Origin of the sequence: [Flexibacter] sp. ATCC 35208, from assembly GCF_001975825.1 — a bacterium.
Taxonomy (GTDB): Bacteria; Bacteroidota; Bacteroidia; order Chitinophagales; family Chitinophagaceae; genus Chitinophaga.
On sequence record NZ_MTKN01000042.1, the window covers coordinates 1 to 26,016 of the forward strand.

At 44.5% G+C, this 26,016-nt stretch carries 23 protein-coding genes; 13 read left to right on the top strand and 10 right to left on the bottom strand.

What is annotated here, in order from left to right; genetic code table 11:
• A partial coding sequence (locus tag BW716_RS23125; protein WP_083726469.1) for a serine hydrolase occupies positions 1–1,388 on the top strand: 1,388 nt, incomplete at its 5' end.
• Between the two features lie 255 nt (positions 1,389–1,643).
• Here BW716_RS23125 and BW716_RS23130 read toward each other — a convergent pair.
• A complete protein-coding gene (locus tag BW716_RS23130; RefSeq protein ID WP_083726471.1) occupies positions 1,644–2,024 on the bottom strand; it encodes a hypothetical protein in 381 nt (126 codons plus the stop codon).
• 176 nt (positions 2,025–2,200) lie between these two features.
• Positions 2,201–5,611 carry a PA14 domain-containing protein gene (locus BW716_RS23135; RefSeq protein WP_083726473.1) on the bottom strand — a complete coding sequence of 1,137 codons (3,411 nt, stop codon included), beginning with the start codon at positions 5,609–5,611 and terminating at the stop codon, positions 2,201–2,203.
• 309 nt (positions 5,612–5,920) lie between these two features.
• Here BW716_RS23135 and BW716_RS23140 point away from each other — a divergent pair, with 309 nt between their 5' ends.
• Together BW716_RS23140 and BW716_RS23145 are read left to right on the top strand one after the other, a co-directional pair.
• Complete coding sequence (locus BW716_RS23140; RefSeq protein ID WP_083726475.1) at positions 5,921–7,111, top strand: hypothetical protein; 1,191 nt, start codon at positions 5,921–5,923, stop codon at positions 7,109–7,111.
• Positions 7,112–7,333: 222 nt separating this feature from the next.
• A complete protein-coding gene (locus BW716_RS23145) occupies positions 7,334–7,888 on the top strand; it encodes a hypothetical protein (RefSeq protein ID WP_083726477.1) in 555 nt (184 codons plus the stop codon).
• Between the two features lie 11 nt (positions 7,889–7,899).
• On the opposite strand, the gene BW716_RS23150 is transcribed toward BW716_RS23145, so the two are convergent.
• The 4 genes from BW716_RS23150 to BW716_RS23165 are packed head-to-tail and all read right to left on the bottom strand — an operon-like array spanning position 7,900 to position 11,941.
• Positions 7,900–8,349, bottom strand: coding sequence for a hydrogenase maturation protease (locus tag BW716_RS23150; protein WP_083726479.1), 450 nt, complete (start codon positions 8,347–8,349; stop codon positions 7,900–7,902).
• Positions 8,336–9,079: a Ni/Fe-hydrogenase, b-type cytochrome subunit gene (gene cybH, locus BW716_RS23155; RefSeq protein WP_083726481.1), complete on the bottom strand. Its 744-nt coding sequence runs from the start codon at positions 9,077–9,079 to the stop codon at positions 8,336–8,338. The genes BW716_RS23150 and cybH overlap by 14 nt, the downstream gene beginning before the upstream one ends.
• Positions 9,080–9,089: 10 nt before the next feature.
• Positions 9,090–10,814, bottom strand: a complete 1,725-nt coding sequence (locus tag BW716_RS23160; RefSeq protein WP_083726483.1) for a nickel-dependent hydrogenase large subunit — start codon at positions 10,812–10,814, stop codon at positions 9,090–9,092.
• A gap of 14 nt (positions 10,815–10,828) precedes the next feature.
• Positions 10,829–11,941 (bottom strand): hydrogenase small subunit, encoded by a 1,113-nt coding sequence (locus tag BW716_RS23165; protein ID WP_143708986.1) that lies wholly within the window; start codon positions 11,939–11,941, stop codon positions 10,829–10,831.
• A gap of 134 nt (positions 11,942–12,075) precedes the next feature.
• Here BW716_RS23165 and BW716_RS23170 point away from each other — a divergent pair, with 134 nt between their 5' ends.
• The 7 genes from BW716_RS23170 to hypE all read left to right on the top strand — a co-directional run bounded on the left by BW716_RS23170 (position 12,076) and on the right by hypE (position 17,915).
• On the top strand, positions 12,076–12,270 hold the full coding sequence (locus tag BW716_RS23170) for a hypothetical protein (protein ID WP_083726487.1): 195 nt from the start codon (positions 12,076–12,078) through the stop codon (positions 12,268–12,270).
• On the top strand, positions 12,263–12,595 hold the full coding sequence (locus tag BW716_RS23175; RefSeq protein ID WP_083726489.1) for a hydrogenase maturation nickel metallochaperone HypA: 333 nt from the start codon (positions 12,263–12,265) through the stop codon (positions 12,593–12,595). The genes BW716_RS23170 and BW716_RS23175 overlap by 8 nt, the downstream gene beginning before the upstream one ends.
• 10 nt (positions 12,596–12,605) lie before the next feature.
• A complete protein-coding gene (hypB, locus tag BW716_RS23180; protein WP_083726491.1) occupies positions 12,606–13,310 on the top strand; it encodes a hydrogenase nickel incorporation protein HypB in 705 nt (234 codons plus the stop codon).
• Positions 13,286–15,463, top strand: a complete 2,178-nt coding sequence (gene hypF, locus BW716_RS23185) for a carbamoyltransferase HypF (protein ID WP_179091236.1) — start codon at positions 13,286–13,288, stop codon at positions 15,461–15,463. The genes hypB and hypF overlap by 25 nt, the downstream gene beginning before the upstream one ends.
• Before the next feature lie 2 nt (positions 15,464–15,465).
• The gene (locus BW716_RS23190; RefSeq protein WP_083726495.1) at positions 15,466–15,711 is read left to right on the top strand and encodes a HypC/HybG/HupF family hydrogenase formation chaperone; all 246 of its coding nucleotides are present in this window, start codon (positions 15,466–15,468) and stop codon (positions 15,709–15,711) included.
• A gap of 78 nt (positions 15,712–15,789) precedes the next feature.
• Entirely contained in the window at positions 15,790–16,884 is a 1,095-nt protein-coding gene (gene hypD, locus BW716_RS23195; protein ID WP_083726497.1) for a hydrogenase formation protein HypD, read from the top strand.
• Positions 16,875–17,915 (top strand): hydrogenase expression/formation protein HypE, encoded by a 1,041-nt coding sequence (hypE, locus tag BW716_RS23200; protein ID WP_083726499.1) that lies wholly within the window; start codon positions 16,875–16,877, stop codon positions 17,913–17,915. The genes hypD and hypE overlap by 10 nt, the downstream gene beginning before the upstream one ends.
• Positions 17,916–18,141: 226 nt before the next feature.
• Here hypE and BW716_RS23205 read toward each other — a convergent pair whose 3' ends face one another.
• Both BW716_RS23205 and BW716_RS23210 read right to left on the bottom strand, forming a co-directional pair.
• A complete protein-coding gene (locus tag BW716_RS23205; RefSeq protein ID WP_143708987.1) occupies positions 18,142–18,579 on the bottom strand; it encodes a hypothetical protein in 438 nt (145 codons plus the stop codon).
• 13 nt (positions 18,580–18,592) lie between these two features.
• Positions 18,593–19,522: a response regulator transcription factor gene (locus BW716_RS23210; protein ID WP_083726503.1), complete on the bottom strand. Its 930-nt coding sequence runs from the start codon at positions 19,520–19,522 to the stop codon at positions 18,593–18,595.
• 90 nt (positions 19,523–19,612) lie between these two features.
• On the opposite strand from BW716_RS23210, the gene BW716_RS23215 reads away from it, so the two are divergent.
• A complete protein-coding gene (locus BW716_RS23215; protein ID WP_083726505.1) occupies positions 19,613–20,710 on the top strand; it encodes an NAD(P)/FAD-dependent oxidoreductase in 1,098 nt (365 codons plus the stop codon).
• Between the two features lie 856 nt (positions 20,711–21,566).
• Here BW716_RS23215 and BW716_RS36235 read toward each other — a convergent pair.
• Positions 21,567–22,721, bottom strand: a complete 1,155-nt coding sequence (locus tag BW716_RS36235; protein ID WP_143708988.1) for a hypothetical protein — start codon at positions 22,719–22,721, stop codon at positions 21,567–21,569.
• Positions 22,722–22,791: 70 nt separating this feature from the next.
• Entirely contained in the window at positions 22,792–23,382 is a 591-nt protein-coding gene (locus BW716_RS23235) for a Crp/Fnr family transcriptional regulator (protein WP_143708989.1), read from the bottom strand.
• Positions 23,383–23,559: 177 nt separating this feature from the next.
• Here BW716_RS23235 and BW716_RS23240 point away from each other — a divergent pair, with 177 nt between their 5' ends.
• A complete protein-coding gene (locus tag BW716_RS23240) occupies positions 23,560–24,045 on the top strand; it encodes a cytochrome c (RefSeq protein WP_083726513.1) in 486 nt (161 codons plus the stop codon).
• Between the two features lie 7 nt (positions 24,046–24,052).
• Positions 24,053–26,014: a Sec-dependent nitrous-oxide reductase gene (gene nosZ / locus BW716_RS23245; RefSeq protein WP_083726515.1), complete on the top strand. Its 1,962-nt coding sequence runs from the start codon at positions 24,053–24,055 to the stop codon at positions 26,012–26,014.
• The last annotated feature ends 2 nt before the right edge of the window (positions 26,015–26,016 follow it).

Below are 26,016 nucleotides of genomic sequence, written 5' to 3' on the forward strand. Positions count from 1 at the left end.
CTATTTTCAAAGAAAAAAGGATATTTTTAGCTACCATGATGAAAAAACTATATTTAACCCTTGCTGGCTGTATCTATATCGCAGCAACTATTTCTGCCCAAACTACCGGTTTGCAGGAGCAATTACCCCTGTTAATGCACCGTGATCATATTCCCGGCCTGTCGGCTGCCTATATCTATCACGGCAAGGTAACCTGGGTGCAACATTTCGGTACCGCCGACGAAACTACCCATTCCCCTGTAACAGACAGTACCCTGTTTGAAGCAGCCTCACTTACAAAAGTCGTGACTGCCTATGCCGCCATGCAACTCATTTCCGAAGGGAAACTTAATCCTGACAAACCGCTCAATGAATACCTGGGTAATAACTACGATATCGGAAACGACCCCCGTATCCACAAGATCACCGCCCGCAGGGTGTTGTCACATAGCGCCGGTTTGCCTAACTGGCGCCCCAATAAAGATTCATCCCTGCCGATCAATTTTACCCCCGGCGATCACTTTAGCTATTCAGGAGAAGGGTTCGTATACCTCGCCATAGTCATGGAAAAGATCACAGGAATGCCCTACGAACAATTGATCAATAAAAGGGTCTTCCTCCCATTAGGGATGAAACATAGCCATCTTACCTATCTCCCTACTATTAAATCATATGCCAGAAGACATGACTGGATGGGAAACCCCACCTGGCTACCTGATTATACCAATATTAATGCTGCTGCCAGTCTGCGTACCACCGCAAAGGACTACGCTACCTTCCTGGCTGCTATACTGAATACACCCAAAGGCATGTTTCAGACACAGATTCATGTAGATACCGCAAAGGCTCCTCAACTCAGCTGGGGATTAGGTGTAGGACTGGATAGTGTTGCCGCGACACGGTATTGCTGGCATTGGGGGGATCAGGGCGATTCAAGGGCCTTCTTTTGTGGAGATATCAGTAAAAAGGATGGCATCGTATTTTTAACCAATAGTGCCAACGGCTTATCTATCGTACCCGATGTATTGGAGGTTGTATTTGGACCGCAGCAACTGGATATCAATAAATTTGTTGCGTATGGAAAATTCGAGCCTACTGCGCTAACTTTAATACAGACTATTCAAAAAGACGGTGCTGGAAAGGCGCTCATTGATAGCAAAATCGATGAAGACCATCTCAATACCATCGGCTATTATTTTTTAAACAAAAAGGATTATACGAACGCCATCGGCGTGTTTGCAAAAGCTACTACCGACCATCCGGATTCTTACAATGCGTGGGATAGTCTGGCAGAAGCATATATGAACCAGGGCAACAAAGAAAAGGCGATCGAATATTATGAAAAATCATTGGTGCTGAATCCGCAGAATAATAATGCGGTGGAGAAACTAAAAGAATTGAGGAAGTGATCACTTCCTCAATTGCGTAGGTGGAAACCCAAATAACTTCTTGAAAGCATAACTTATTATACCTCGCGAGATGATTCCTGCGGACAATACAATACTGTCCGGGCAATAGCGTATAGCTTTTATGCCCATCATATCCTTCCATCTTTCCCTTCAGTAAATAAATAAAAATATGTTCTGCAATAAATGCTTCCGGTGAAATATGAGGACCAATGTAGCAGGACCTGATCTGATCGATTTTCATGAGCATGACCAAATTTACTGAATTGCACTATATTTAATCAGGCTTTCTGCCGCTGCTAACACAGCAGTTTCATTACTCCGTGGAGCCCAGCCTAAAACCTTTATCGCCTTTTGATTGCTGGCATTGCGGTTGACTCCCAATAACGGCGCTATTGCTTTTGCCTTTTGATTACCCAAAAGCGCAGCGAGTTTTACTTTCCAGTCAGCCAATGGTTTTGTAGATATTTTAACTCCCACAGCAGGCATTTTATTTTTTATATACTGGGCTATCTGCAGCAGACTCATAGTGCCACCTGCTAATGCCAGGAACCTTTCTCCATTGGCCTGATACAGTGACTTGCTACGAATCCTGTGCCACCGGTGACGAGTAACTGTTGCATTGTTTTTTTTATACAAATGTCAGGTGTATTTTAGTTGGTAGCTTTGTTGAGAAGTCATTTTTTGGAAAAAAAGAAGGTGTATCATAAATAAAAGAAACGCCTGAGAAACGGATAAAATAGAATCTGGCCCCATCAGGTCTCCGAATTAAAAGAGGGTGTATCTGACTTGTGATACACCCCCCTTTTTCATAACTATTTCTTCACAATCGTTTTTGTCGTTCGTGTACCATTTGCATCAATGGTTATCATATAAGCACCCTTCGGTAATGCAGATATATTCAACGTTTCTCCTGATTGCACCAGTCTTGCCGGCATCACCTGTCTGCCCAGTAAATCAAAGATCGTCACCTTGGCCTGTGCCGCATTAAATTGCAGGTGAACATCATTAGATGTAGGATTTGGATAAATGAGCACCTTCGTAGGCGTAGTTGCCAGTTGTAGCGCAGCTACGCGTGCTGTACTAGTCAAACCGGTTGTATACAACTGATTGGTTGGAATAATCTCTTTTACCTGTGAGCTACTTGACCATGACAGCTTTGCATTTGCACCGCCATAGTCTTCAAAGTATTCCATCTTAAAATCGTACTGCTGACCAGCCGTCAACGCAATCGTGCCACTATATTCAATATCCCAGTCATTAATCCATTTGTCAATCACCAGCTGGTTATTGATCCACAAACGTCTGCCATTATCACTGGTGATATAGAAAGTATATGTACCCGTGTAACGTGGCTCGATCTTACCCGTCCAGCGAATAGAGGTGTGGTCGATTGTAAGTCCGGGAGCAGGTGCCCCTTCACCCCAGTCGAAATTAATATTCGGATCAATCCGGGATATTTTCAGGGTATCGAAGTTCATACCATTGTAATAGTTACCTGTGAGGCCATTGCCATTACCTACAGTGGCACCTTGGTACAATTGCCACCTGGATGACAACTGGCCGGTATCTGCTCTTTGCACCAATCTTGCTTCCGCAGCAGTACTTTCATTTTCAATGGAGATCACTTTTCCACTTAATACATTGATGAATTTGTAATACCCACTATCTGCAGCGATCGCAATGAATTGCTGATTCGTGGCATGTTGATCTGTATATTGCCAGATGTATGCATTGTCTGCCGTGCTGGAATTTGCCACATCCAGTACTTTGGCGCTGTGATACGCAGTGAGGGAGTAGATACCATCACCCATATGTTTGAAAGTAAAAGTCTGGTTCGCCGCTCCGGTAGGTGTCCATAATTGCAGACTCGCACCATTGCCTGTGCCACCAAGACCACCACGTACATCCATGTAGTAGTTGCTTTTTACGTTTCTTAAAGTATAAGAACCTGCCAGGTTAGGGTCACCGTTAGCACGTACCCGTAATGAACTGAGTTTATCATCCCAGCTGTTCAGGAAAGCTGTATCACGGGTCAGCACAAGACTGTCTCCACCAAATTCGTCATTCCAATAGAGCACTGCCTGGTAACCTTTGGCAATCTTTACAGAAGTGACTTCGTCATTGTTGATCCCCTTTAACTTCAGACCGGATAATTTATACGCACCGATATTAAACCCTGCATGGAAGCCCGCGTAATTCAGGTCCTGGTACAAGGTAACCGGTCCTGAGCTGGTATCAGGTCTGCTGAATAATTGCGCGGCCGGAACGATCTGTTTAGACTGTGAAGCGCTTTCCCAGGAGAGATGACAGAAGGCATCACCAACACCTTCTCCATATTGCAATTCAATATTGTATTTCTGACCCGCTGTGAGCGCAATAGTGCCAGTGCGGGTATAAGCACCCTGTGTTTCGTAATCGTTGATGAGGGTTTGTCCATTTACAATGAGCTTCACTCCATCATCGGAATAACAGGAGAAGGTATACGTTTCAGAATACAAAGGTTGAATTTGTCCAGACCATTTTACAGAGAAATTATTATATCCCAGGTATTGATTGTTGGGAGAAAGATTCGCCCAGTCAGCATCTATGTTTTGGTTAAAAAGCCTATACCTGAGCGTATCCTGGTGATAACCGCTGTAGAAGTCCGCACGCAATCCATTTCCTTGTCCAACATTCAATCCTTTGATATTCTTGCGGATGAGCCACACGAATTCATCAGGAGCTACTACACGTACATTACTGTTCAGCCGGTTGATACAATCAATGACATCATCTACACTTCTATCCCATACGTGTACAGAGATCAGGCTATAGCCATCCTGTGAGTTGATATTCGTGGATGCTGCATTGAGGGTATTGGCCAGCGAAGCGGGAGAGGACAAGGTGCCCCACAGGGTATATCTGCCACCGATAGACGGTTTATCTTTGTACCAGTCTATTTGTCCGGCTCTGCCTGTGTAGTTGGCGCCGTAGCTATAGTAAAAAAGTGCATCGATATTATCCTGCTTCAGGTAAGGAGTAGGATCGTTATCACTGTCATCTGCATCGATGATGTTCACGATACGGAGGTCCGCCTGTTTCATGTATTTATTGAGCAGGTTACACTCTGTAGTGAGGTCGGCATCCGGCACACGACCGGGGAAAAAGTAACCTCTGCCAGAAGGACCGGCAATGAGCACATTACGACCATCAGGCGTGGTGAGACAGTTATCTACATACTTCTCGTACATAAGCGGTGCGGCTTCAGACAAAGAGGGGGAGATGGTCCAGCCGAGGTTCACGTGGCCACGGTTAGGGTTTGCCCAGTTGTTCGTATTGTCCGAAGTGCCGAGTAACCATTGCAGGTTATCGCCATCAGTAATAACAAAGCATACGGTGTGTACATTTGGTACTACCTCGTATGGTTTGATAGCCGGCTTTTGTTGAAAGCCATCTTTTTTAGGTGGGATCTGGGAGAGGGCAGACATATTCGGCGCCCAGTCTGAAGGGAGTATCAAAGCAGAATGGAGGGACAATTGCTCTACGGTATTGTACTCAGATGGCCCCCAGCCAAAGTAGGCAGCGCCTTTGTTCATACGGTTGTACACATTGCTGGCCAGCGCACCGGTAACGGTATCAGACCAGAACTGAAAGGCTTTGCTGTAACTGGAAAAGTCGCCCATGTAGTAGACCCTGTCATCAGAACTTTGCTGGTAAGTAGCGACGTTCTTGTTGAAGAGACTACCATAATTGGCAAGTACCCAGGCTTCGTCGTGGGTGGTCACATCCAGTAGTTTTGTGAGGCCAGCATTGATGGCTTCAGATTCGATGTCGGTTGGGATCGCGACAGCATTCATCACACCGGCCAGTGAGATGGCTGCATTCGTAGATTTGTCCTTTGGGTTACAAAGGATGTAACCGGCCAGGCGGTTGGCATAGTGGGCCAGCAGACCGGCGAAGTTGTTGTAGTAAGTGGTATTGGTTTTAATACCGGCGTTTTCTACCAGGGTACGGTGACCATAGGTGTCTCTCAGTATTTCAGGTTTCGTCTGGGCAATGACGCCTTGCAGGGTTTGTAGGGCGACCTTTTCAGAGGTAGACATGTTCTCTGAGGTGACGAAGAGGCTATCGGGTACGGCAGATAATGTGAATGGGCTGCCAGCTACACGGGGCGGTTTTCGTTGTGCCTGTGCAGAAAGTACGGATAGCAGGATTACCAGAGGAATTAGGTAATGTGTTTTCATGATGGAACGGGTTTTTGTTTGGAAACAAGAGTACTTCTGGAATAGAAAGCGTTTTCATTATGTAGAATGATAGGTAAGTCGTGGAATTGGGTTAGTGTCATTTACAGCACTTGACTAAGATATGTTTTGTTCGGGGAATTTGCAAGGCATTGAAATTTGTACTTTGCGATTTACACTTTATTAATAACTTTGTGGTGATTACTGTAGTGAGTAGTTAACTTTAAGAACTGCACTACATTGGAATTATCCCATATTTGTATAAGTGAGTGTAAACCCAATATTCAGATTTAATTTTTTTAATTTTCTATTATGAAATCAATTTTACTGATTTTATCCCTTACATGTTCTTTAGTATTGCCAGTGCATGCGCAATATTATAATGACATTTGTTCCTTTTCTATTAACCAGACACCCACTTATGGGGCAAAGATTAAAACGAATATTCCCTTTGCAAACAGCTCTGCTATGCCAACGGTAATTATAGAGGGATTTGATTACGCAACTAGTTCCCCTTTGAATCTGACGCTAACCTGGTACGTTTTCAATAACATCTTTTATAAGAGTTCTGTTGCAACGGCTGGTGGGTCCAATCCTCCCATTACGTTGGCAAACGAGAATGGGAAAATTTCAATATTCCTGGATTACAAGAGTTATTATTTGCGTTTCCATGTACGGGCTTTTGCAAAAGGTCTGAATGAAGAGACCGCGGCAAATTTTTCCAACTGGACGGTTGTTGACTCTGCGTTGATAACGGACGCAAGTACGGTGACGACTATCAGTTACAGGAATAACTATGCCGGTACGGTGTACCTGCCGGATAGTATTACTGCTACGGGTGCAGGCAAATTTGGAGTAGGTACCCTGAATCCAAGGGCCTCGCTTGATGTGGCGACAACGTTACCTGATACGGTGACTTCGGTACTAGGGCGGTTAGCTCCCGGCAATACGGTGGCAGATGGTACTTATCTTGGTGTGAAATCATATAGTGCTTCGGGGACTAACATACCAATGTTTGGTTTGATTAGTAAATACGCTGCATTTTTGAATAGTGGGATTATCTTTAATAAAGGTAGTAATACGATAGGGGGATATCTCACTTTTTTGACAAATGATGGAACAGAACAGATGCGGTTGGATAAGAATGGAAATCTGCTGATCGGTACTACAATAACGGGAAACTTTAAACTCGCAGTAGCAGGTACCATTGGTGCTAAGAAACTACAAATTACGCAATCTGGTTGGGCAGACTATGTATTCAATCCTGGTTATAAACTACCTTCATTAGCAGAAGTTGAAGCCCATATCCAGGCAAATCACAGATTACCTGAAATTCCCTCAGAGAAAGAAATTTCAGAAAAAGGACTGGATGTAGCCGAAATGCAGAAATTACAAATGCAAAAGATTGAAGAACTAACCTTGTACCTGATAGAGGAGCACAAGGCAAATGTGAAATTACAACAGGAAGTAGCGGAGTTAAAAGCGAAATTAGAGAATAAGTAGATTGAAATTGGCCTGCGGCAGCAAGGAAGATGTCTCATTTCAGCTGGCGCCGATGAGGGGCGGTTTTGTAGCTGAGAGAACGAAGATTCTTGTTAACTGGCGCCATCTATGGTGGACTTTGTAGCTACCAGTATAACTGCTCTTTTGAACTCAAACCATGATACAGGATTTTAATTCCCATCGCCAGGTACAAATGACCTAATTTCATAGAAATATTCACCTATGAAGGAGCTCTTTATTTTCATTGTCGAAGCTTTTATCTTCACCTTCCTGGCCCTCAGGCTGGCTGACCTCCTATGGGACTGGTTAATAAAAGCACCTCAAAACGATGAAATAAAGAAATTCAAAATAGGACGCGGCATCCTTATCTGGATCCTCTTTGCCTCTTTAAAACACATCGTGTTTTATTTCGACGAAGGCGGCTCTGAATACCGAAGCATCCCTGTTCAATATCCTTATTTTATAAAGGAGGGAGTGGATGGCAGCTACCTCTACAAACAAAATGATGATGAGGCAATACCATGCGAGATCAGTCAATTCGCTATCAGCGGATCAAAGTTCTACTATACCTGCAAAGAACACAGAACAGATATTCGCATCTTCGATTGTAATGATCAATCCATCAGAATTGCCCAAACCGGTCCAGTATTAAAGGATTTCTCCCCCCAATACTACTGGTATCATCTTGTGAAAATTGACCTGTCAGGTATTATAATATTCGCAGTCCTTCAACTATGGATCATGTTCAAACTAAACAAAAGCCGGTCAAAACATTGACCGGCTTTTTACTAAATAACACTTCTTATTTCCTCCAACAACAAAGGTATACACCCCTCAATCTCCTCAGTCAATTCCATCCCCTGTTGTTGAATACTCTCAATACTTACCACGAACAAATACAACTCCGGCATCGTACCCAACAACTGCAACGCACTCACCAAATCCTTCAACCCAATATCATGCGCACTGATCTCCGGCGGAAAATCACTCGCATACTTTGGCTGTATACACCTGATCGTTCCCGGCTTCAACCCATCCAAAGTTGCATCCACCAAAATAACCCTTTCATACAGCTCAAAATATTCCAGCAAATGGAACCCACCTGTTCCACCATCAATTACATCAATCCCCGGAATATCCTGCGATATCTCTAACCGTTGCGCCACATGCACACCGAGCCCTTCATCTCCCATGAGATAATTTCCAACTCCTAATAATAATGTCTTACTTTTTCTCATCTGTTAACACGCTTCTGTCAGGAGCTGTTTGTTTATCTTTCTGAAATGCTTCTTCTTCAATAAATTTCCATCCTCCTACCATACTACTCGTCTCACCACGTCCTTCCACATAATCATGATAGAACACCAGGTACACATGTATCACTACAAACAATATAAAGAACCACATAGTCCAGTGATGGATCTGTCTTACCATAATATCTCCACCCAGAATAGTCGGTACCCATGAAAATAACTTAGGGAACCACCAGTTACTCATAGACGCATACAACCCAAACCCGGTCAATGATTGAATACCAAAAGCAATGAAGGTGAAAAAGTAAATAAAACCCGCCAGTGCATTGTGTCCCACACTCAGGTGTTCTTTTCCTTTGAGTTGTAAGATGTCGATCTTCAACACCTGCCAGATCTCTTTAAAGAAGAACTTCCCCGTAGGAATAAACTGCTTCCAGTTAGCATACTTATTACCCACAAACCCCCAGTACAAACGGAAGATAAAGTTGAAGAAGAAAATATAAGCTGCAATGAAATGGATAGCTCGCATCCATCCCATTACAAACCGCTTCGACGCCTCCTGGTGACTACTGATCACCAGCGGATTGGAAATGTAAAAGCCGGTGACGATGAGCGCCACCATTACCAATGCATTGAGCCAATGGTACAGTCGTACCGGCAATTCCCATGTATACACACGTCTGAGCCGGTGTATATGGATATATTTCTTAGCCATAAGTTCGCATTTATGCTTCTAATACACTCACCCTGTTGATATGATTACCATGTTCATCATACAGGTGCACGGCACATGCCAGACATGGATCAAATGAATGCACCGTACGCAGTATTTCCAGTGGTTGCTTTTCATCTGCCACCGGTGTACCGACCAATGCAGATTCATAAGCAGAGAGCTGACCTTTACTGTCGCGTGGAGATGCATTCCAGGTAGTAGGTACTACAAGCTGGTAGTTGGAGATCTTTTTATCTTCGATATTGATCCAGTGTGCGAGTGCACCACGAGGTGCTTCGGCATGTCCTACACCAATGGCTTTCTTAGGCCAGGTATCCGGGTTGAACATGTCCATATTCGCCATACGGGTATCTCCTTTTTTGATATTATCTACCAGTTGATAGTAGAAGTCCAATACCCACTGAGATACCAGTGAAGCTTCGAATCCTCTTGCAGCAGTACGACCTAAAGTGGAGATGAGTGCAGTAGCAGGAATATCCAGTGTTTTCAAAGCTCTGTCTACAACATCTTTAAATTCTTCGCGACCTCTGGCATAGCCTACCAGCACACGTGCCAGTGGGCCCACTTCCATAGCATGTCCCTGCCAGCGGGGTGTTTTTAAATAGCTATAGGCCTGAGACATATCCAGGTGTTCGAACGGTGGCTTAGGACCTGTGTACTTGATCTTGCTTTCTCCTTTCCATGGATGCAACCCAATATCTTTTCCCCCTTTATATTCGTACCAGCTATGTGTAATGAATTCCTGTACATCGCCATCGTTGCGTAAGTCTACCTCATAGAGTTTGCTCAGGTCTTTATTTAAAATCACACCGGGAGGGAATTTGTAAGAGGATGCATCGCGATAGCCATTCCATGGCAGATCGCCATACACCATAAAGTTTCCCAGACCGCCACCGATGCTGCCCCATTCCTTATAATAAGAAGCAATGGTCATCAGGTCAGGAATATATACCTGTTCGATGAACGTTTTGGCTTCATCCAAAATACTTTTCACTAATGACAATCGTTCTGCATTGATACCGCTTACATCGTCCATACCGATGGCGCAGGCCATACCACCTACAAGGTAGTTAGGGTGTGGGTTCTTACCACCAAATACGGCATGTACTTTCACCACTTCTTTCTGCCATTCCAGTGCTTCGAGATAGTGAGCCAGACCGATCAGATTTACTTCAGGAGGTAGTTTGTAAGCGGGGTGACCCCAATACCCATTGGAGAAAATACCCAATTGGCCACTGTCTACAAGTTTTTTAATTCTCTTTTGCAAGTCACTAAAATAACCTGGAGAGCTTTTAGGCCATTTGGATATTTTCTGCGCAAGAGCAGATGTCTGTTGTGGATCAGCTTTGAGGGCATTCACAACATCAATCCAGTCCATGGCATGGAGGTGATAGAAATGGACAACGTGATCATGCATAAAAGACGTGCAATACATAATATTGCGTACCAGTTCAGCGTTGGGCGGGACAGTGATATTCAAAGCGTCTTCTACAGATCTTACGGAGGTGAGCGAGTGTACAGAAGTGCACACACCGCATACACGGCCTACAATAGCCCATGCATCGCGGGGATCACGGTTCCGGAGTATTTCTTCCAGCAGGCGCACCATGGTACCGCTACTGTAAGCATCTTTTATTTTCCCATTTTCTATTTCTGCTTCTATACGAAGGTGTCCTTCAATCCTCGTGACAGGATCTACGACAATTCTTTTATTCATAATGGTGGAATTTCTCAGTGATCCAATTCTTTTTCATCTTTTCTGCCTTCATCTTCCAACATATGGATGTTGTCTTTCTTGCGGATGTTCGTCATCACGGCATGTCCCAATACTCCGGCTGCGGTAGCTCCCAGGGCGATGCCGCCTACCACATCGGCAGTGGCTTCGATACCAAAGCCAGCAAATGCAGAAGCGCGCTCGTACAAGCGTCCGTTGTCCCAGTAGTTTTCTTCACTACATCCTATACATCCATGGCCTGACTGGATAGGGAAGCTGGTACCTCCATTCCATTTCGTGACACCACAGGCATTGTAAGTAACCGGACCTTTACATCCTACCTTATATAAACAGTATCCTTTCTTTGCATTTTCGTCATCAAAGCTTTCCACGTACAATCCGGCATCGAAGAATGGTCTGCGATAGCAAGTGTCATGAATACGTTTGCTATAGAAAGCTTTTGGTCTGCCCAAAGCATCCAGTTGAGGAATACGGTCAAAGGTGACGAGGTGAACGATCACCCCTGCCATTACCTCGCCGATTGGCGGACAGCCAGGTACCTTAATAATAGGTATCCCTTTTACGAGTTTGTGAATAGGGGTGGCAGCAGTTGGGTTCGGCTTTGCAGCCTGTACACAACCATTGCAGGCACAGCTTCCCCAGGCAATCACTGCCTTGGCGCCGGCTGCGGCTTCTTCCAGGATCTGCATGGAGGTTTTACCACCTATCATACAGTATACACCATCAGCTTCTACAGGCACACTACCTTCCACACAAAGGATGTATTCTCCTTTATATTTGGTCATCGTATTGTGCATCGCTTCTTCTGCCTGGAAACCGGACGCGGCCATCAGGGTTTCTGTGTAGTCAAGCGATATCTGGTCCAGGAGAATATCGGCAACAATAGGGTGGGAGGACCGGATAAAGCTTTCGCTGCAACAGGTGCATTCCTGGAAATGTAACCATATCACCGGTATTCTGGGCTTGTTGGCCATCGACTTAGCGATTTGGCCGACTGCAGACCGTTCCAACCCCATGAAGGCTGCCATCATAGTGGCAAATTTCATGAAGTCACGCCGGCTGTAGCCCTTGTTTTTCATTTCGTCGTAATACGTTAAAGGCTGGCTCATGAGCATATGTTTATCGTCATTGAAGTTACCGCAAATGGCAGGGGCCGGAGATGATGACCATCAGAAATACGGCTGATCCTAGTTACCCTTTTTGCGGCAATTCAATCTTTACTTTGAGGGTACAAACGAGCCCAATGAAAAGATCACTAATACTCTCAATCATTTTATTGCCACTTATGGCGTCGGCACATCCCGGTCATGGAACGACTGAAGGCTTTACAATCATCCACTACTTTACGGAATGGAACCATGCTATGTTTACATGGCCGGTGATATTGCTGACTATCGGATTAATAATAAGAGCAAAGAGAAGCACGGGGAATGCATGAGTTGTCCATAGTAATGGGCATCATTGATGTAGTCACGGAATATGCACAGGGTGCACCCGTCAAAGAGGTAACACTGGATATTGGTTGCCTCACGACGATCGAGCTATTTGCTTTTGATATGGCCTGGAAACAGGCGATCAAAGGTACACTACTTGAAAGCGCTACGCTGGACATTAACCGGATCGAAGGGAAGGCCTTGTGCCTGGAGTGTGGGGAAGAGTTTGCTATTAATGAAGTATATGATGCCTGTACAGGATGCGGAAGTCACCTGATACAAATTGCACAGGGAAAGGAATTGAAGGTACGTTCATTGATCATTTATTAAATTGAAAGTTATGTGCGCTACTTGTGGATGCGATACACATACTCATACACATTCTCATACTCATGATGAGAAACATATAGCTGTAGAGAAGGATGTCTTATATGAGAATAACTTATTGGCGGCAAGGAATCGTGGTTTTTTCGATGCAAAGAACATACTCGCGATCAATCTGGTCAGCTCACCGGGTTCAGGGAAGACGACATTATTAGAAAGGACATTGACAGACCTGAAAGAACAAGTGAGTTTTAGCGTAATAGAAGGAGATCAGCAAACTACCCGTGATGCTGACCGGATACATGCCACAGGAACAAAAGTAGTTCAGATCAATACTGGTAAAGGTTGTCATCTGGATGCGCATATGGTAATGCATGCCTTACAGGGAATGCATCCGCATGAAGATGGTGTATTATTTATAGAGAATGTGGGCAACCTGGTTTGCCCTGCGATGTTCGATCTGGGAGAGAAAGAAAGAGTTGTCGTGATGAGTGTAACAGAGGGTGATGACAAGCCGTTGAAATATCCGGACATGTTTCATACATCTCATCTGTGCATCATTAATAAAATAGATTTATTGCCCTATGTCCCTTTTTCTCTTGACAAGGCAATTGCCAATGCAAAGCGGATTAATCCAAAACTGGAAGTGATTACGCTGAGTTGTACATCAGGAGAGGGACTGGATAAATGGTATCAATGGCTGGAATCAAAAAAATCGTGAATTCGTATCATATCCATATCAGCGGTCGTGTACAGGGAGTTGGCTTCCGACCATTCGTGGCCCGGGTAGCAAAAGACCTGCATATACTGGGAGCGGTAAGCAATAGTCCGGATGGGGTACATATTGCATTCAACGCCTCGGCAGGAGAAGCAGCTCATTTTTATAACACTATTATTTCGCAACCTCCCGTACATGCCCTGATTACCCATCACCATATGCGACCAGCGCCATTGTTTCCCTTTACCACCTTCACGATTTTACCTGGTACAGCTGCTTCAGCTACCAGTCTTTTACTGACGCCGGATATTGCGCTTTGCGATACCTGCAGGCGGGAATTGAATAATACTTCCAACCGGCGTTATCAATATGCATTTACTACCTGTACAAATTGTGGTCCACGGTATTCGATCATACGGGCATTGCCTTATGAACGTGAGAATACCAGTATGTCGCACTTACAGCAGTGTGAAGATTGCAATGAAGAATATCTGAATAGTGCCGACAGGCGTTTCCATAGCGAAACGAATTCCTGTCCTGAATGTGGTGTACCTGTATCAGGACCTTCACTACAGGAAGTAGATGATTGCCTGCGCAAAGGTGGCATTGTGGCGGTGAAAGGGATCGGCGGCTATTTGCTGCTGTGCGATGTGTCGCAATCGTCGGTAATGCGTACAAAGAAAAACAGGCCACAAAAACCTTTTGCAGTATTATACCCAACACTTGAGCAGGCTGCAGAAGATGTATACCTCACTGCGCAGGAGTCGCTTGAATTATTAGGACCTGTAGCGCCAGTGGTATTGTGTAAGCTCAAAAAGCCCGCTGAAGGCTTAGCGCCGGGGCTGGACAGATTAGGTGTGATATTACCTTATTCACCTTTATTACAATTGATTTCATCGAGATATGGGAAACCACTGATTGCCACAAGCGCAAATGGACATGGTGTGCCTATTATTTACAAAGATGAGGATGCGGTTGGAATAGCAGACCTGGTCCTGAGCTTTGACAGAGAGATTGTATTTCCACAGGACGATAGTGTGATCTGCTTTACATCGAAAGGACGCCGTATCATTCTACGAGGAGGACGAGGCCTGGCACCAGTGTATTTACACAAGCATAGCAGAGATGGCATACTCGCCATGGGGGCGGAATTAAAGAGCACATTTGCATTGACCGGCGAAGATTACTGGCTGATCAGTCAGTACCTGGGTAGCCATGGTACACTGGAAACAGAAGAGCGATTTGAAGAGACATTAAATAACTTATTACAACTATTACATAAACGACCAGTACAGATCCTGACGGATATGCATCCAGGCTATTTTGTTTCCAGACTGGGCAAACAAATGGCCGGGGTATCCGGCGCTACACTGACGACGATACAGCATCACAAAGCGCATTTTGGAGCTGTACTGGCAGAAAATAACCTGTTACAGCAACGGCATCCTGTGTTGGGCATTATATGGGATGGTGCCGGTTATGGTGAAGATGAACAGATATGGGGTGGGGAAGTTTTTGTATATAAAGAAGGCCAGATGAAGCGGGTGGGACACCTTGATTATTTTCCTCAGTTAATGGGAGACAAAATGAACAAAGAACCACGGTTGTCGGCATTGGCTTTATTACAAAACTTCCCCGGACGGCACGGCATAATCAGGCATTATTTTACTGACCAGGAATGGCGGTATTATCATCAGTTGCTACACGGGCATATTGCGTTAAAGACCAGTAGTATGGGGCGTTTGCTGGATGGCGTGGCGGCGATACTGGGCGTGACTGGTATCAATACATATGAAGGAGAGGCAGTGATGAAGATGGAAGCGTGTATTGGTGATGTAGTGACGCATACTTATTATGACATGCCGATATATGGCGATTTAATACAATGGAGACCATTGATACTGGGTGTGATGGATGATGTGGAAAGAGGCATGGATAAGGGGGAGATTGCTTATAAAGTATATTACTCTTTAGCAAATTTAGTGACGAAATTGAAAAGGCATTTTCAGACTGAGAAGGTGGCGTTTAGTGGCGGGGTGTTTCAGAGTCCTTTGTTATCAGGGATGATGCAGGGGCACTTTCACAGAATGTTGAGTCCAAATGATGAATGTATAGCAGCCGGACAACTGGCTTGCTTTAGTATACAAAACGATTAATTATGTGTCTGGCTATACCGGGAAAAGTCATCACCATTGATGAAGGAGAAGATGCATTGTTCAGAAAAGGCAAGGTCTCTTTCAGTGGGATAACAAGAGAAGTGAATCTTTGTATGGTGCCGGAAGCGGTATTGGGAGATTATGTGTTGGTGCATGTGGGCGTGGCAATTGGGGTGGTGAATGAGGAGGAGGCGAAGGAGATCTTCTCGTATTTGGAGCAGATGGGGGATTTGGAGGAGTTATTGTGAGATCGATCTTTTCATATCCTGTAAAGGAATTGTAATGAAGTATGTCGGTAAATACATTTGTGATCTGAAGGAATTGTTATGAAATACATCAGTGAATATCGAGATCCACAGCTGGTAAAAAAATATCTGCATGAATTGTACCGTGTCACAACACGGCCATGGACGCTGATGGAAATTTGCGGCGGACAGACGCATAGTCTGGTGAAGAATGGTTTGCTCGATATGTTGCCGCCACAGATCAATATGGTGCATGGTCCGGGTTGTCCGGTATGTGTAACGAGTGTGGGGGTGCTGGATGAGGCAATGTGGCTGGCGCAGCAACAGGATGTGATCTTTTGTTCATTTGGAGATATGTTGAGAGTGCCGGGGTCATCGCAGAGTTTACTGCATGCAAAGGCAGCGGGGGCAGATGTCCGAATCTTGTATTCTCCTTTAGAGGCGGTGCAGTTGGCAATTGATAACCCTTCGAAAGAAGTGGTGTTTTTTGCAGTAGGTTTTGAAACAACGGCACCTGCAAATGCGCTTTCAGTAATACAGGCAGCGGCAAGAGGTGTTACTAATTATAGCATCCTCTCATCGCATGTACTGGTGCCGCCGGCGATGGAAGCGATATTAGGTGACCCATCTAATGTAATAGATGGTTTTCTGGCCGCAGGGCATGTATGTACCATTATGGGTACGACGGAGTACGATCCGATTGCATTGAAATATAAAGTACCTATTGTAGTGACAGGGTTTGAACCTGCAGATTTGTTGCAGGGGATACTGATGACGGTATCACAGTTAGAGAAAGGTACATACAAAGTAGAAAATCAATATGCACGCATGGTGGCCCGGGAAGGAAATGCGATGGCGATGAAGGCGATCCATGAAGTGTTTGATGTAAGCGATAGAATGTGGAGAGGGATAGGAGCCATACCAGATAGTGGGTATGAAGTGAAGGACGTTTACAAACAGTATAATGCAAGGTTAAAGTTTAATATACATTTGCCTGTAAGAGAGGAAGACCCTGATTGTATTAGTGGTGATATAATGCGGGGGCATAAAAAACCGGTTCAATGTCCTGCCTTTGGAGGCAGGTGCAGACCAGAGCATCCTTTGGGAGCGCCGATGGTGAGCAGCGAGGGGGCATGTGCCGCTTATTACCAATATAAAAGTTCAGTATGCAGTTAACTTGTCCTTTACCTTCTTCTGGTGTTGGTGAGATCATTACCCTGGGTCATGGTAGTGGTGGATTGATGACACATCAGTTGTTACAAACAGAGGTGTTTGATTTATTACACAATGACTGGCTGGATCAGCAGCATGATGGGGCGACTTTTTCATTGAATGGAAAGGTGGCTTTTAGTACGGATAGTTATGTAGTGTCTCCTTTGTTTTTCCCTGGGGGGAATATTGGGGATCTGGCTATCAATGGTACGGTCAATGATCTGGCGATGTGTGGGGCGATGGCGCGGTATCTGTCATTGTCATTTATTATCGAAGAGGGGTTGGAGATATCTTTATTCAGAGAAGTGTTGCAGCATATTAAGGCGGCAGCGCAGGCAGCGGGAGTGGCGATAGTAACGGGCGATACGAAGGTGGTGGAGAGAGGAAAGGGAGATCAGTTGTTTGTAAATACATCGGGGATTGGACATATACATCCGAGGGCGGCTATTCATCATAACAGGATTGTGCCGGGTGATGTGGTGATCGTGAGTGGGGAGATTGCGACGCATGGGATGGCGATCATGAGTGTAAGGAAGGGATTGGAGTTTGAGACGGAGGTATGCAGTGATACAAGGCCATTGCATGAGATGGTGGGGAAATTATTGGATTGTTTTGGAGAGCAGATAAAGTTTTTGCGGGATCCGACGAGGGGTGGATTGGCGTCCGTGTTGAATGAAATGACGGAGGCGACGAAGTTGGGCGTGATGATGAATGAGGATAGTTTGCCAGTGAATGAGCAGGTGGCGGCGGCTTGTGAGATGTTGGGATTGGATCCGTTGTATGTGGCGAATGAGGGGATCATGGTGGCGATTGTGAGTGAGGCGGTGGCGCCCACATTGTTGGAGGTATTGAGGGGGATGAAGGGAGGAGAGCAGGCGGCGATCATTGGAATGGTGACGAAGGAGCATGCGGGGAAGGTCGTGTTGCAGAGTAGGATAGGTGGGCATAGGGTGGTGAATTTTTTGCCGGGAGAGCAGTTGCCGAGGATTTGTTAGGGGAGAATTGGTGAGGTTAGTGTGATGGGGTTTTGCTGGTGAAGGATTTGCGGAAGAAGTGCCGGGGGGGGGTTAGTGTGATTGATGTTTTATCAGGGATTTGCTGGTGTAGAAATATAAAATGAAAATTTAGTAGTCTCCATCCTGAAGGATGCATTTGTCCAGTTTAAATTGGCAGGCATTCATTGGGATGGAGTTTTTTTTGTAATAGATATATGGCTGTAGGTTAATTTGCATAATTATTGTTTTGTATATATTTTAATAATCCCTGAAAGTCTTTTACTTTAAAACCCTCGAGTGTGCTGAGTAACCATTTTGTATTTGGTGTGGAGATGGTGAGCTCATAATGCTGTTGTGTGCTACCGCCTTTTCCTATCGTTCTGGTGTACATATCCAGGTCGAACTTGGAGCCGTTGAGAGGAAAAGATTCATATTTAATCCTGAATGCCTGGAAGTATTTTATTGTTACGGTATTGTCGTCTATTGATACAGATTTAGGATAACGATATCTTAATATGATAAGCCAAAGTACGGTGCCGAATACAGGGAAGAGAGCAACCCACCTGAATTTGTGCATGTGGAAAGCGATGAGGATGAAGATAATAACAAAGCCAATGGTAAAGAGATATAGGTCAATGAATTTGTTCGAAGATTTAATTTGCATAGGCGTTATTATTTTAGTTCGTGTAGGAGTATTTCTTGGGTTTCATTCCTATATGTTTTTCAAACAATCTTGTAAAGTGGCTGAGATTACTAAACCCTAATTTGTACCCTGTTTCCGACACTGATAGTTGTTGTTCTTTAATCAGGTACGCAGCTTCCTTCATTCTCAGCGTCTGGTAATAATTGTAGATACTATCCCCAAAGATCTGTTTAAATAACCGTTGAATTTTACTTTCACTCATACCGGCTTGTAGGGCCAGTGCTTTGACATTGGGTGTAATACTCAGGTCATTGATAATTTCATTTCGTACATTATAAATGAGTTTTACATCTTCTCCATTCAATGCGTAAGAAGTAGTGTGTTGTCGTTTCTGTAAATCTACAAAGAAAAGGTATATCAACTCTTCAGCTTTAAGGCGGAGGTAAAAATTTAATAATGCTGCAGGTGCGTGGGGAGTGATAATGTGTGCAGCTACATTTTGAATTTCAGGGGAAATGATTTCTTCATAGAGGTAGGAGGGTTGTTGTAAGAGAGAATGATTATTGAGCAAATCCTTCAGTAATTCCCCTTCGATAGTGATCATGATGGTAGTGATGAGGGTATTGGCGGGAAAAATGACTTCCATGGGAAGGTTGGGAGATGGTAGTTGAACGGCGGGAAGGAGGCGGATGTCGCCTTTGCGGGGTTGGGTGTTATGGAAGGTGAGGGTGAGGGTATCGGGTGATTCTCCCATACGGCTTCTTCTATAAATCAGTTCTTCTTTGAGTTCGTAATGATGGAGCATCATGCGGAGGTTGGGGCCGAAGTCAAAACCTTTCATATAACCATTGCCCAGGGAAGGAGGGAGCACGATATGGCCTTTGGCTATGATAGTGCTGCCGGTAGCTTTCACAAAGGCACGCATGGCGCCAATGCGCTCGTGAGAATTGAATTCGAAGATCATTATTGACTGATTAGGACTATTTTTTGGCTAAAAGTAGCTATTTTATGCGGATAGCGTTACGGAACTTTGTTTGATCAAAAACGAAATTCTATGAAGAAAATAGCCATTGTAGGTGGAGGCCCTGGAGGATTGACGCTAGCGCGTCTATTGCAGGTAAAGGGTGTCTCGTCAGTAAAAGTATATGAGAGAGATATCAATAAGGATGCGAGGGTGCAGGGTGCGACTTTAGACTTGCATGAAGAGTCTGGTCTGGCGGCATTGCGTGAGGCTGGGTTAATACCGGCGTTTATGGAGAATTATCGCCCGGGGGCTGATAAGATCAGGATATTGGATAAGGATGCGAATATCATAGTGGACGAGCATGCAGGGGAGAAAGAGGAATACAGGCCGGAGATAGACAGGGGCCCATTGAGAAAGATCCTACTCGAATCATTGGCGGATGATACAGTGGTATGGGATAGTCAGTTTGCAGATATGGAGAGAAGTGGAGCCGGGTGGTTACTGCAATTTAAGAATGGTACGACGGCGTATGCGGATATTGTGGTGGGTGCTGACGGAGCGAATTCTAAAATAAGGCCGTTTTTAACCCCGATAAAGCCGTTTTTCGTTGGGATGACAGCCGTAGAAGGAAGTGTGTATGATGCCGCTGAAAAAGTGCCTGAAATGGTTGAATTGGTGAAGGGAGGGAAGTTGTTCATCTTTGGAGATAGTAAAACGTTGATAGTAAGTGCGAAGGGAGATGGGACGTTGTCGTTTTATGCAGGGTTTCAATCTGCGGCGGATTGGGAGATACAAGGTAGTGTGTTGGATTGGTTTAAGGCTGCGTTCAAAGGATGGGCGCCTATATATGAAAGTTTGATCGCGAATGTGTCAGGCGGAGTGATTCCAAGGCCGCAATATTGTATGCCATTGGATCAGGATTGGGAGGCGCAGGCTAATTTGACAATGTTGGGAGATGCGGCGCATTTGATGCCTCCTTATGCAGGGGAGGGGGTGAATATGGCGATGCTGGATGCGTTGGAGTTAAGTCGTTGTTTGACGGAAGGGGAGGATATGCTTGCGGCGATTGCGAAGTATGAGCGAGAGATGAGGGAGCGGGCATCGGCTACGGCAGCAATGACGTTGGAGCAGACGGAGGTGTTGCATGGGCCGGATGCGATGCAGCATATGTTGGGGTTGGTGTCATAAGAATGTTGGCGATATTAGTGTCATAAATTGATTTTTAGAAGAAGATTGGAGATTCGCTGACTGTAGTGTCCAAAATTGGTTCTAAAGATTAGGTTAGAAATGTGCATTCAATCGCATCATAATTTTATCCGTTTCAATACAAGCCCCCAGAAGCTTTCGGGATTTTCGATAGCACTTGCTAGGAAGTGGCTTGACGGAGGCTAGAAGTTTCTTGACTGAGTTAAAAAGTGCAAATGATCGGTTTTATGTAACAATAAGCGACACCGAAAAATCAGAGGTGATCAACAATGCTTTCAGAGTATACCAGGGGATAATTGATGATTGGCAGGTTGATAATGATTTCGAAATCGTGTCATCTTTTTTAGAAAATACTGATTATAAAATAGTAGCTGAAAAATTAAACAAAAACAGATCACTTATGTGGAAACGTGAGAAGAGCTTGAGGTATAAAGAATACGTTTCCTTAAAACAAGTGATATATTATTTAGGTCATAATCATCATGTGTAAATTTAATTTTGTTAACAGCAGGTTTCGCAATTTCAGAAGTCATACTCGCATTTGCATTCGCAGCCATCGCCCAGATTTATTACAAGGAAATAAAAGGGTTTGAGTTCAAGTCTATACTTAAAGGCACTTTTGAAAGACTTTTTATCGCCATAGCCCTAATCCACGACCTTCTACATGCACTGACATTATTTACTGCGCTGAAACTTGCCACCAGGTTAAAGCATAGTGAACCAGATTCAGCCCACAACAATAAGTTCAATGACTACTATTTAATGGGAAATCTTGTTTCTGTAATTGTAGCAATATTCTATACCCATGCATTTAAAGAATTTGATGCGATCCCTTTATTTAATACGATCTGCCCTTGGCCACCATCACGCCAATCCCCGTCATCATCACCACGCCCGCACCAAATAACCAATACACCACTGTCGGCGTACCACTCCCCCAAAAGTAAGCCATCACACACTGTGTCATCAATATCACTTCATTCGCAATCACTCCCGTAATAAATATCATCAACCCTCCCTTATTCCCCTTCACCAACTTATTCAATATCAAAAAACCTAAAATCAAAAAGCTCACAAACCCTAACACCACCAAATGCAAATACCCTATCACCACCGGTCTGAATCCGTAGGCAAACCTGCCCAATGCTGTTACCAACGTCAACACCTGCAATACAATCTTAATAATAAACGCCAGTGAAGCCAATACCCACAGCGGATGTAAATTCTTTATCACCGGCACCGCCAGTATTAAAAACACCAATGCCGCTAACTGTATCATCCCTGCCGCTCCTGCGATTGTATATATCCACCCTGCCGGATGAGACCATAACATAGACAAACAATACGCCGGGATACAGGCAATCGCCATCAAAATAACAAACACCTTACTGAAATTAGGTGCCAGGTAAATGTGAAATCGCGGCGCCGCCCAAAAGAACAATGCCATCACCGCAAAGGTGAACCAACCATTGTATTGAAAATGCAGGTAGAAGTAAATAGCATTGTTATAATAGACCATATCCCCCTTGCCAAACGCCAGCATGAACGGCCCCGCGCTGGAAATTAATAAAAATGCAATCGCCAGCCGTAAACAAGACTTTACCAAAGGAGGAAAACTGATATCTGCAATATCATTCAAATATGCAATAGCAAACCAAAAACTAAACACCACCGACAATGCTGAAAACGCAATTGACACAGGTCCATATCCCTGTATCGTAAAACTGATGAGCATACCGAAACTGGCTACCTGGTTCAGCCAGAACTGGTAAGTATATGTTTTCCTATAAGGAATCAAATAAACAAAACAGGTAAATAATATCGTCGTCACCCATCCTGAAAAGGCGAAATGAGAATGCGCGTGCAAGAGGCATTTGTAATCCAGCACTGGCAGAGGAAAAGCGGCTTTATATCTTAGTATCACTCCAAGAATGGATACTATCAGTAAATTTACTAAGGACAAATATGCCCATTTCTTAATGGTTTCAGACATACACGTTTCCTTTATTAACGAATAGATCGCATTGCTGAAAAAATCACTTCATAGATACATCACTTACGCCTCACACATACACCTTCCCCTTATTCACCAGCAAATCTCCCTTCTTATACATCCCCCTGATCGTCCTTATCACCGTCTCCACCCTCAACCCTGTCATATCCGCAATCTGCTGCCTCGTCAACGTTACCCGTAACTTTCCCTGCAATAATTCCGGTACCGTATACCGCTTCAACACGCCTCTTATCAACACGGCCGGCTCACTACATGTCATCTCTCTTGATAAAATAGACTTCTGTCTCAACCGCATCGCCAGCAAAGTAGTAAATGCATAATGTATCTCCGGATTCTCTTTCAGCAACTGAATAAACGTGGGCTTCGGCAATCGTAAAATAACACTATCACTATCAGCTACAGCCGCTGCCGGATAACCCATACCCGTAAATAGCGGCGGCTCTCCAAACGACTCTCCTGCTACAAATATCCCCTGTATAAACTCCTTCCCATTCATGCCCGTGTTCACCATCCTGACTTCCCCGGATTCAATCTGGTAGTAAAAATGTGCTTCTTCCCCCTCGGTAAAGATAACCCGGCCTTTTTCCGCTGTTAACCGGATAGCCCCCCATTTCCTCAGCAGGTCGGTGTGGATAATCATTGTGAACGATTTATTAACTATACCAAAGCTAGCCCTACCCGTCATCCGGATAAATGATTGAAAACAGTTTTCCTGATGATTAGTATCAAGACCGTTTTTATGATCTGGATCATATCCTCGCAGTTTTAAGTAGCGTAATGTTGTACTCAGGTATTGTCAGAACACAATCTTTAATAAATGAAAAAGTACGTTTACATAGCAGTGCTCCTGGGGCTGACCTGGGCCTGCTCAAATAACAGCCAACCTCCCAAAGAGGAATCCCCGGCACCTGTAGTTGAAGACAATAGTCTTGCAAGTTCCAATTCTGCATCAGCATACGATTCCATCAAAGGGGCAGGGAAATTTACTAATGTAGCCCTTAGCGCCACATTAGATCAGAAAATGATTGCCGCAGGCAAAACCGTGTACGAAGTAAAATGTGCCGCCTGCCATAAGCTAACCGACGAAAAGCTGGTGGGACCCGGCTGGAAAGGTGTTACGAAGAAAAAATCCGCTGAATGGATTATGAACTTTGTCACCAACACTGATGAGATGATCGACAAAGATCCTCATGCTCAGGCTATGCTGGCAGTTTGTATGGTTCGCATGCCAAACCAGCACCTGACTGATGAGGAAACAAGAGACGTATTTGAATTTATGCGTAACAATGATTCATCTAAATAGTTATTCTATGCGGTTATGTTCAATAGCGGTGCTTATCATAGCACTCGCATCCTGTAAACCACGTAATGAAGCCGGCGCCATCAATGCAGGTGCTGCTGAAAAAGTTTACGTTGCACCGGGTAAATACGACGAGTTCTACAACTTCGTTTCCGGTGGTTTTAATGGTCAGGTGTCTGTTTATGGTATTCCTTCAGGCCGTTTGCTCAAAATTATCCCTGTATTCTCTGTAATGCCTGAAAATGGCTATGGATATAGCGAAGAAACTAAACCTATGCTGGAAACCTCTCACGGTTCTCTGCCATGGGATGACCAACACCACCTGGAACTGTCTCAGAAAGATGGTACCCCAGATGGTCGCTGGCTCTTCGCTAATGCCAACAACACTCCAAGGGTAGCACGTATCAACCTCGCTACTTTCAGAACAGAAGAGATCATCGAACTGCCTAACAGCGCCGGTAACCACTCTTCTCCTTTCTGTACTGAAAACACAGAATATGTAGTAGCGGGTACCCGCTTCAGCGTTCCTGTTGGTGACAATCAGGACGTACCTATCGCTGATTACAAGAAGTCTTTCAACGGTACCGTGAGCTTTATCAAAATTGATTCCAGCAATGGTCGCATGTCTCTGGCTTTCCAGTTGCTGACCCCTGCTATCAACTTTGACCTGAGCCATGCCGGTAAAGGACCAAGCCACGACTGGTTCTTCTTTTCCTGCTACAATGTAGAACAGGCACATACCCTGCTTGAAGTAAACGCTTCTCAGCGTGATAAAGACTTCATCATGGCGGTGAACTGGAAGAAAGCGGAAGAATTTATCCGTAATAACAAAGGTACATTGAAGAACTCCCGTTATGCACACAACGTGTATAATGAAACGACTCACAGCGCTACTTCTGCTATCGAAACCAAAGTGCTGACACTGGATCCATCTCAACTGAAAGATTTCGTGTACTTCATTCCCTGTCCTAAATCTCCACATGGTGTTGATATCGACCCAAGCGGTGAATATATCGTAGGTAGTGGTAAACTGGCGGCACTCATTCCTGTATTCTCTTTTACCAAACTGATGACGGCAATTGAGAAGAAAGATTTTGATGGCGACTACCAGGGTATCCCTGTTGTTAAATACGAATCAGCCCTGTACGGTGAAGTACAGAAACCAGGCCTTGGTCCATTGCACACTGAGTTCGACGGAAAGGGTAATGCGTATACTTCCTTCTTCGTTTCTTCCGAAGTAGTGAAATGGAGCATCAAAGACCTGAAAGTACTCGACAGAAAACCTACTTATTATTCCGTAGGGCACCTGTGTATTCCAGGCGGCGATACCAAACATCCTTTTGGCAAATACCTGATTGCATATAACAAGATCACAAAAGACCGCTATCTGCCTACAGGTCCTGAGCTGGCTCAAAGTGCACAGCTGTACGACATCTCAGGTGATAAGATGGAACTGTTGCTGGACTTCCCTACTGTAGGTGAACCTCACTATGCACAGGCACTGCCTGCTGACCTGATTAAGAATAACTCTGTGAAGTATTTCAAGATCGAGGAAAACAAACATCCTTATGTAACAAAGGGTGAAAAAGAAGCGAAGGTAGTTCGTGAAGGTAACAAAGTACATGTGTATATCACTTCTATCCGTTCCCACTTTACACCTGATAACATCGAAGGTGTACGTGTTGGCGATGAAGTATATTTCCATGTTACTAACCTGGAACAGGATTGGGACATTCCACACGGCTTTGCTGTGAAAGGTGCTGCCAATGCAGAGATCCTGATCATGCCTGGCGAAACCTGTACACTGAAGTGGGTACCAGATGCAGAAGGTGTTTATCCAATATACTGTACTGACTTCTGTAGCGCGTTGCACCAGGAAATGCAGGGTTATGTAAGAGTATCTAAAGCTGGTGCAAACACACCACTCAAGTACGGTACTAACCTGCCTGATAGTGCAGTAGCGAAAAACTAAAC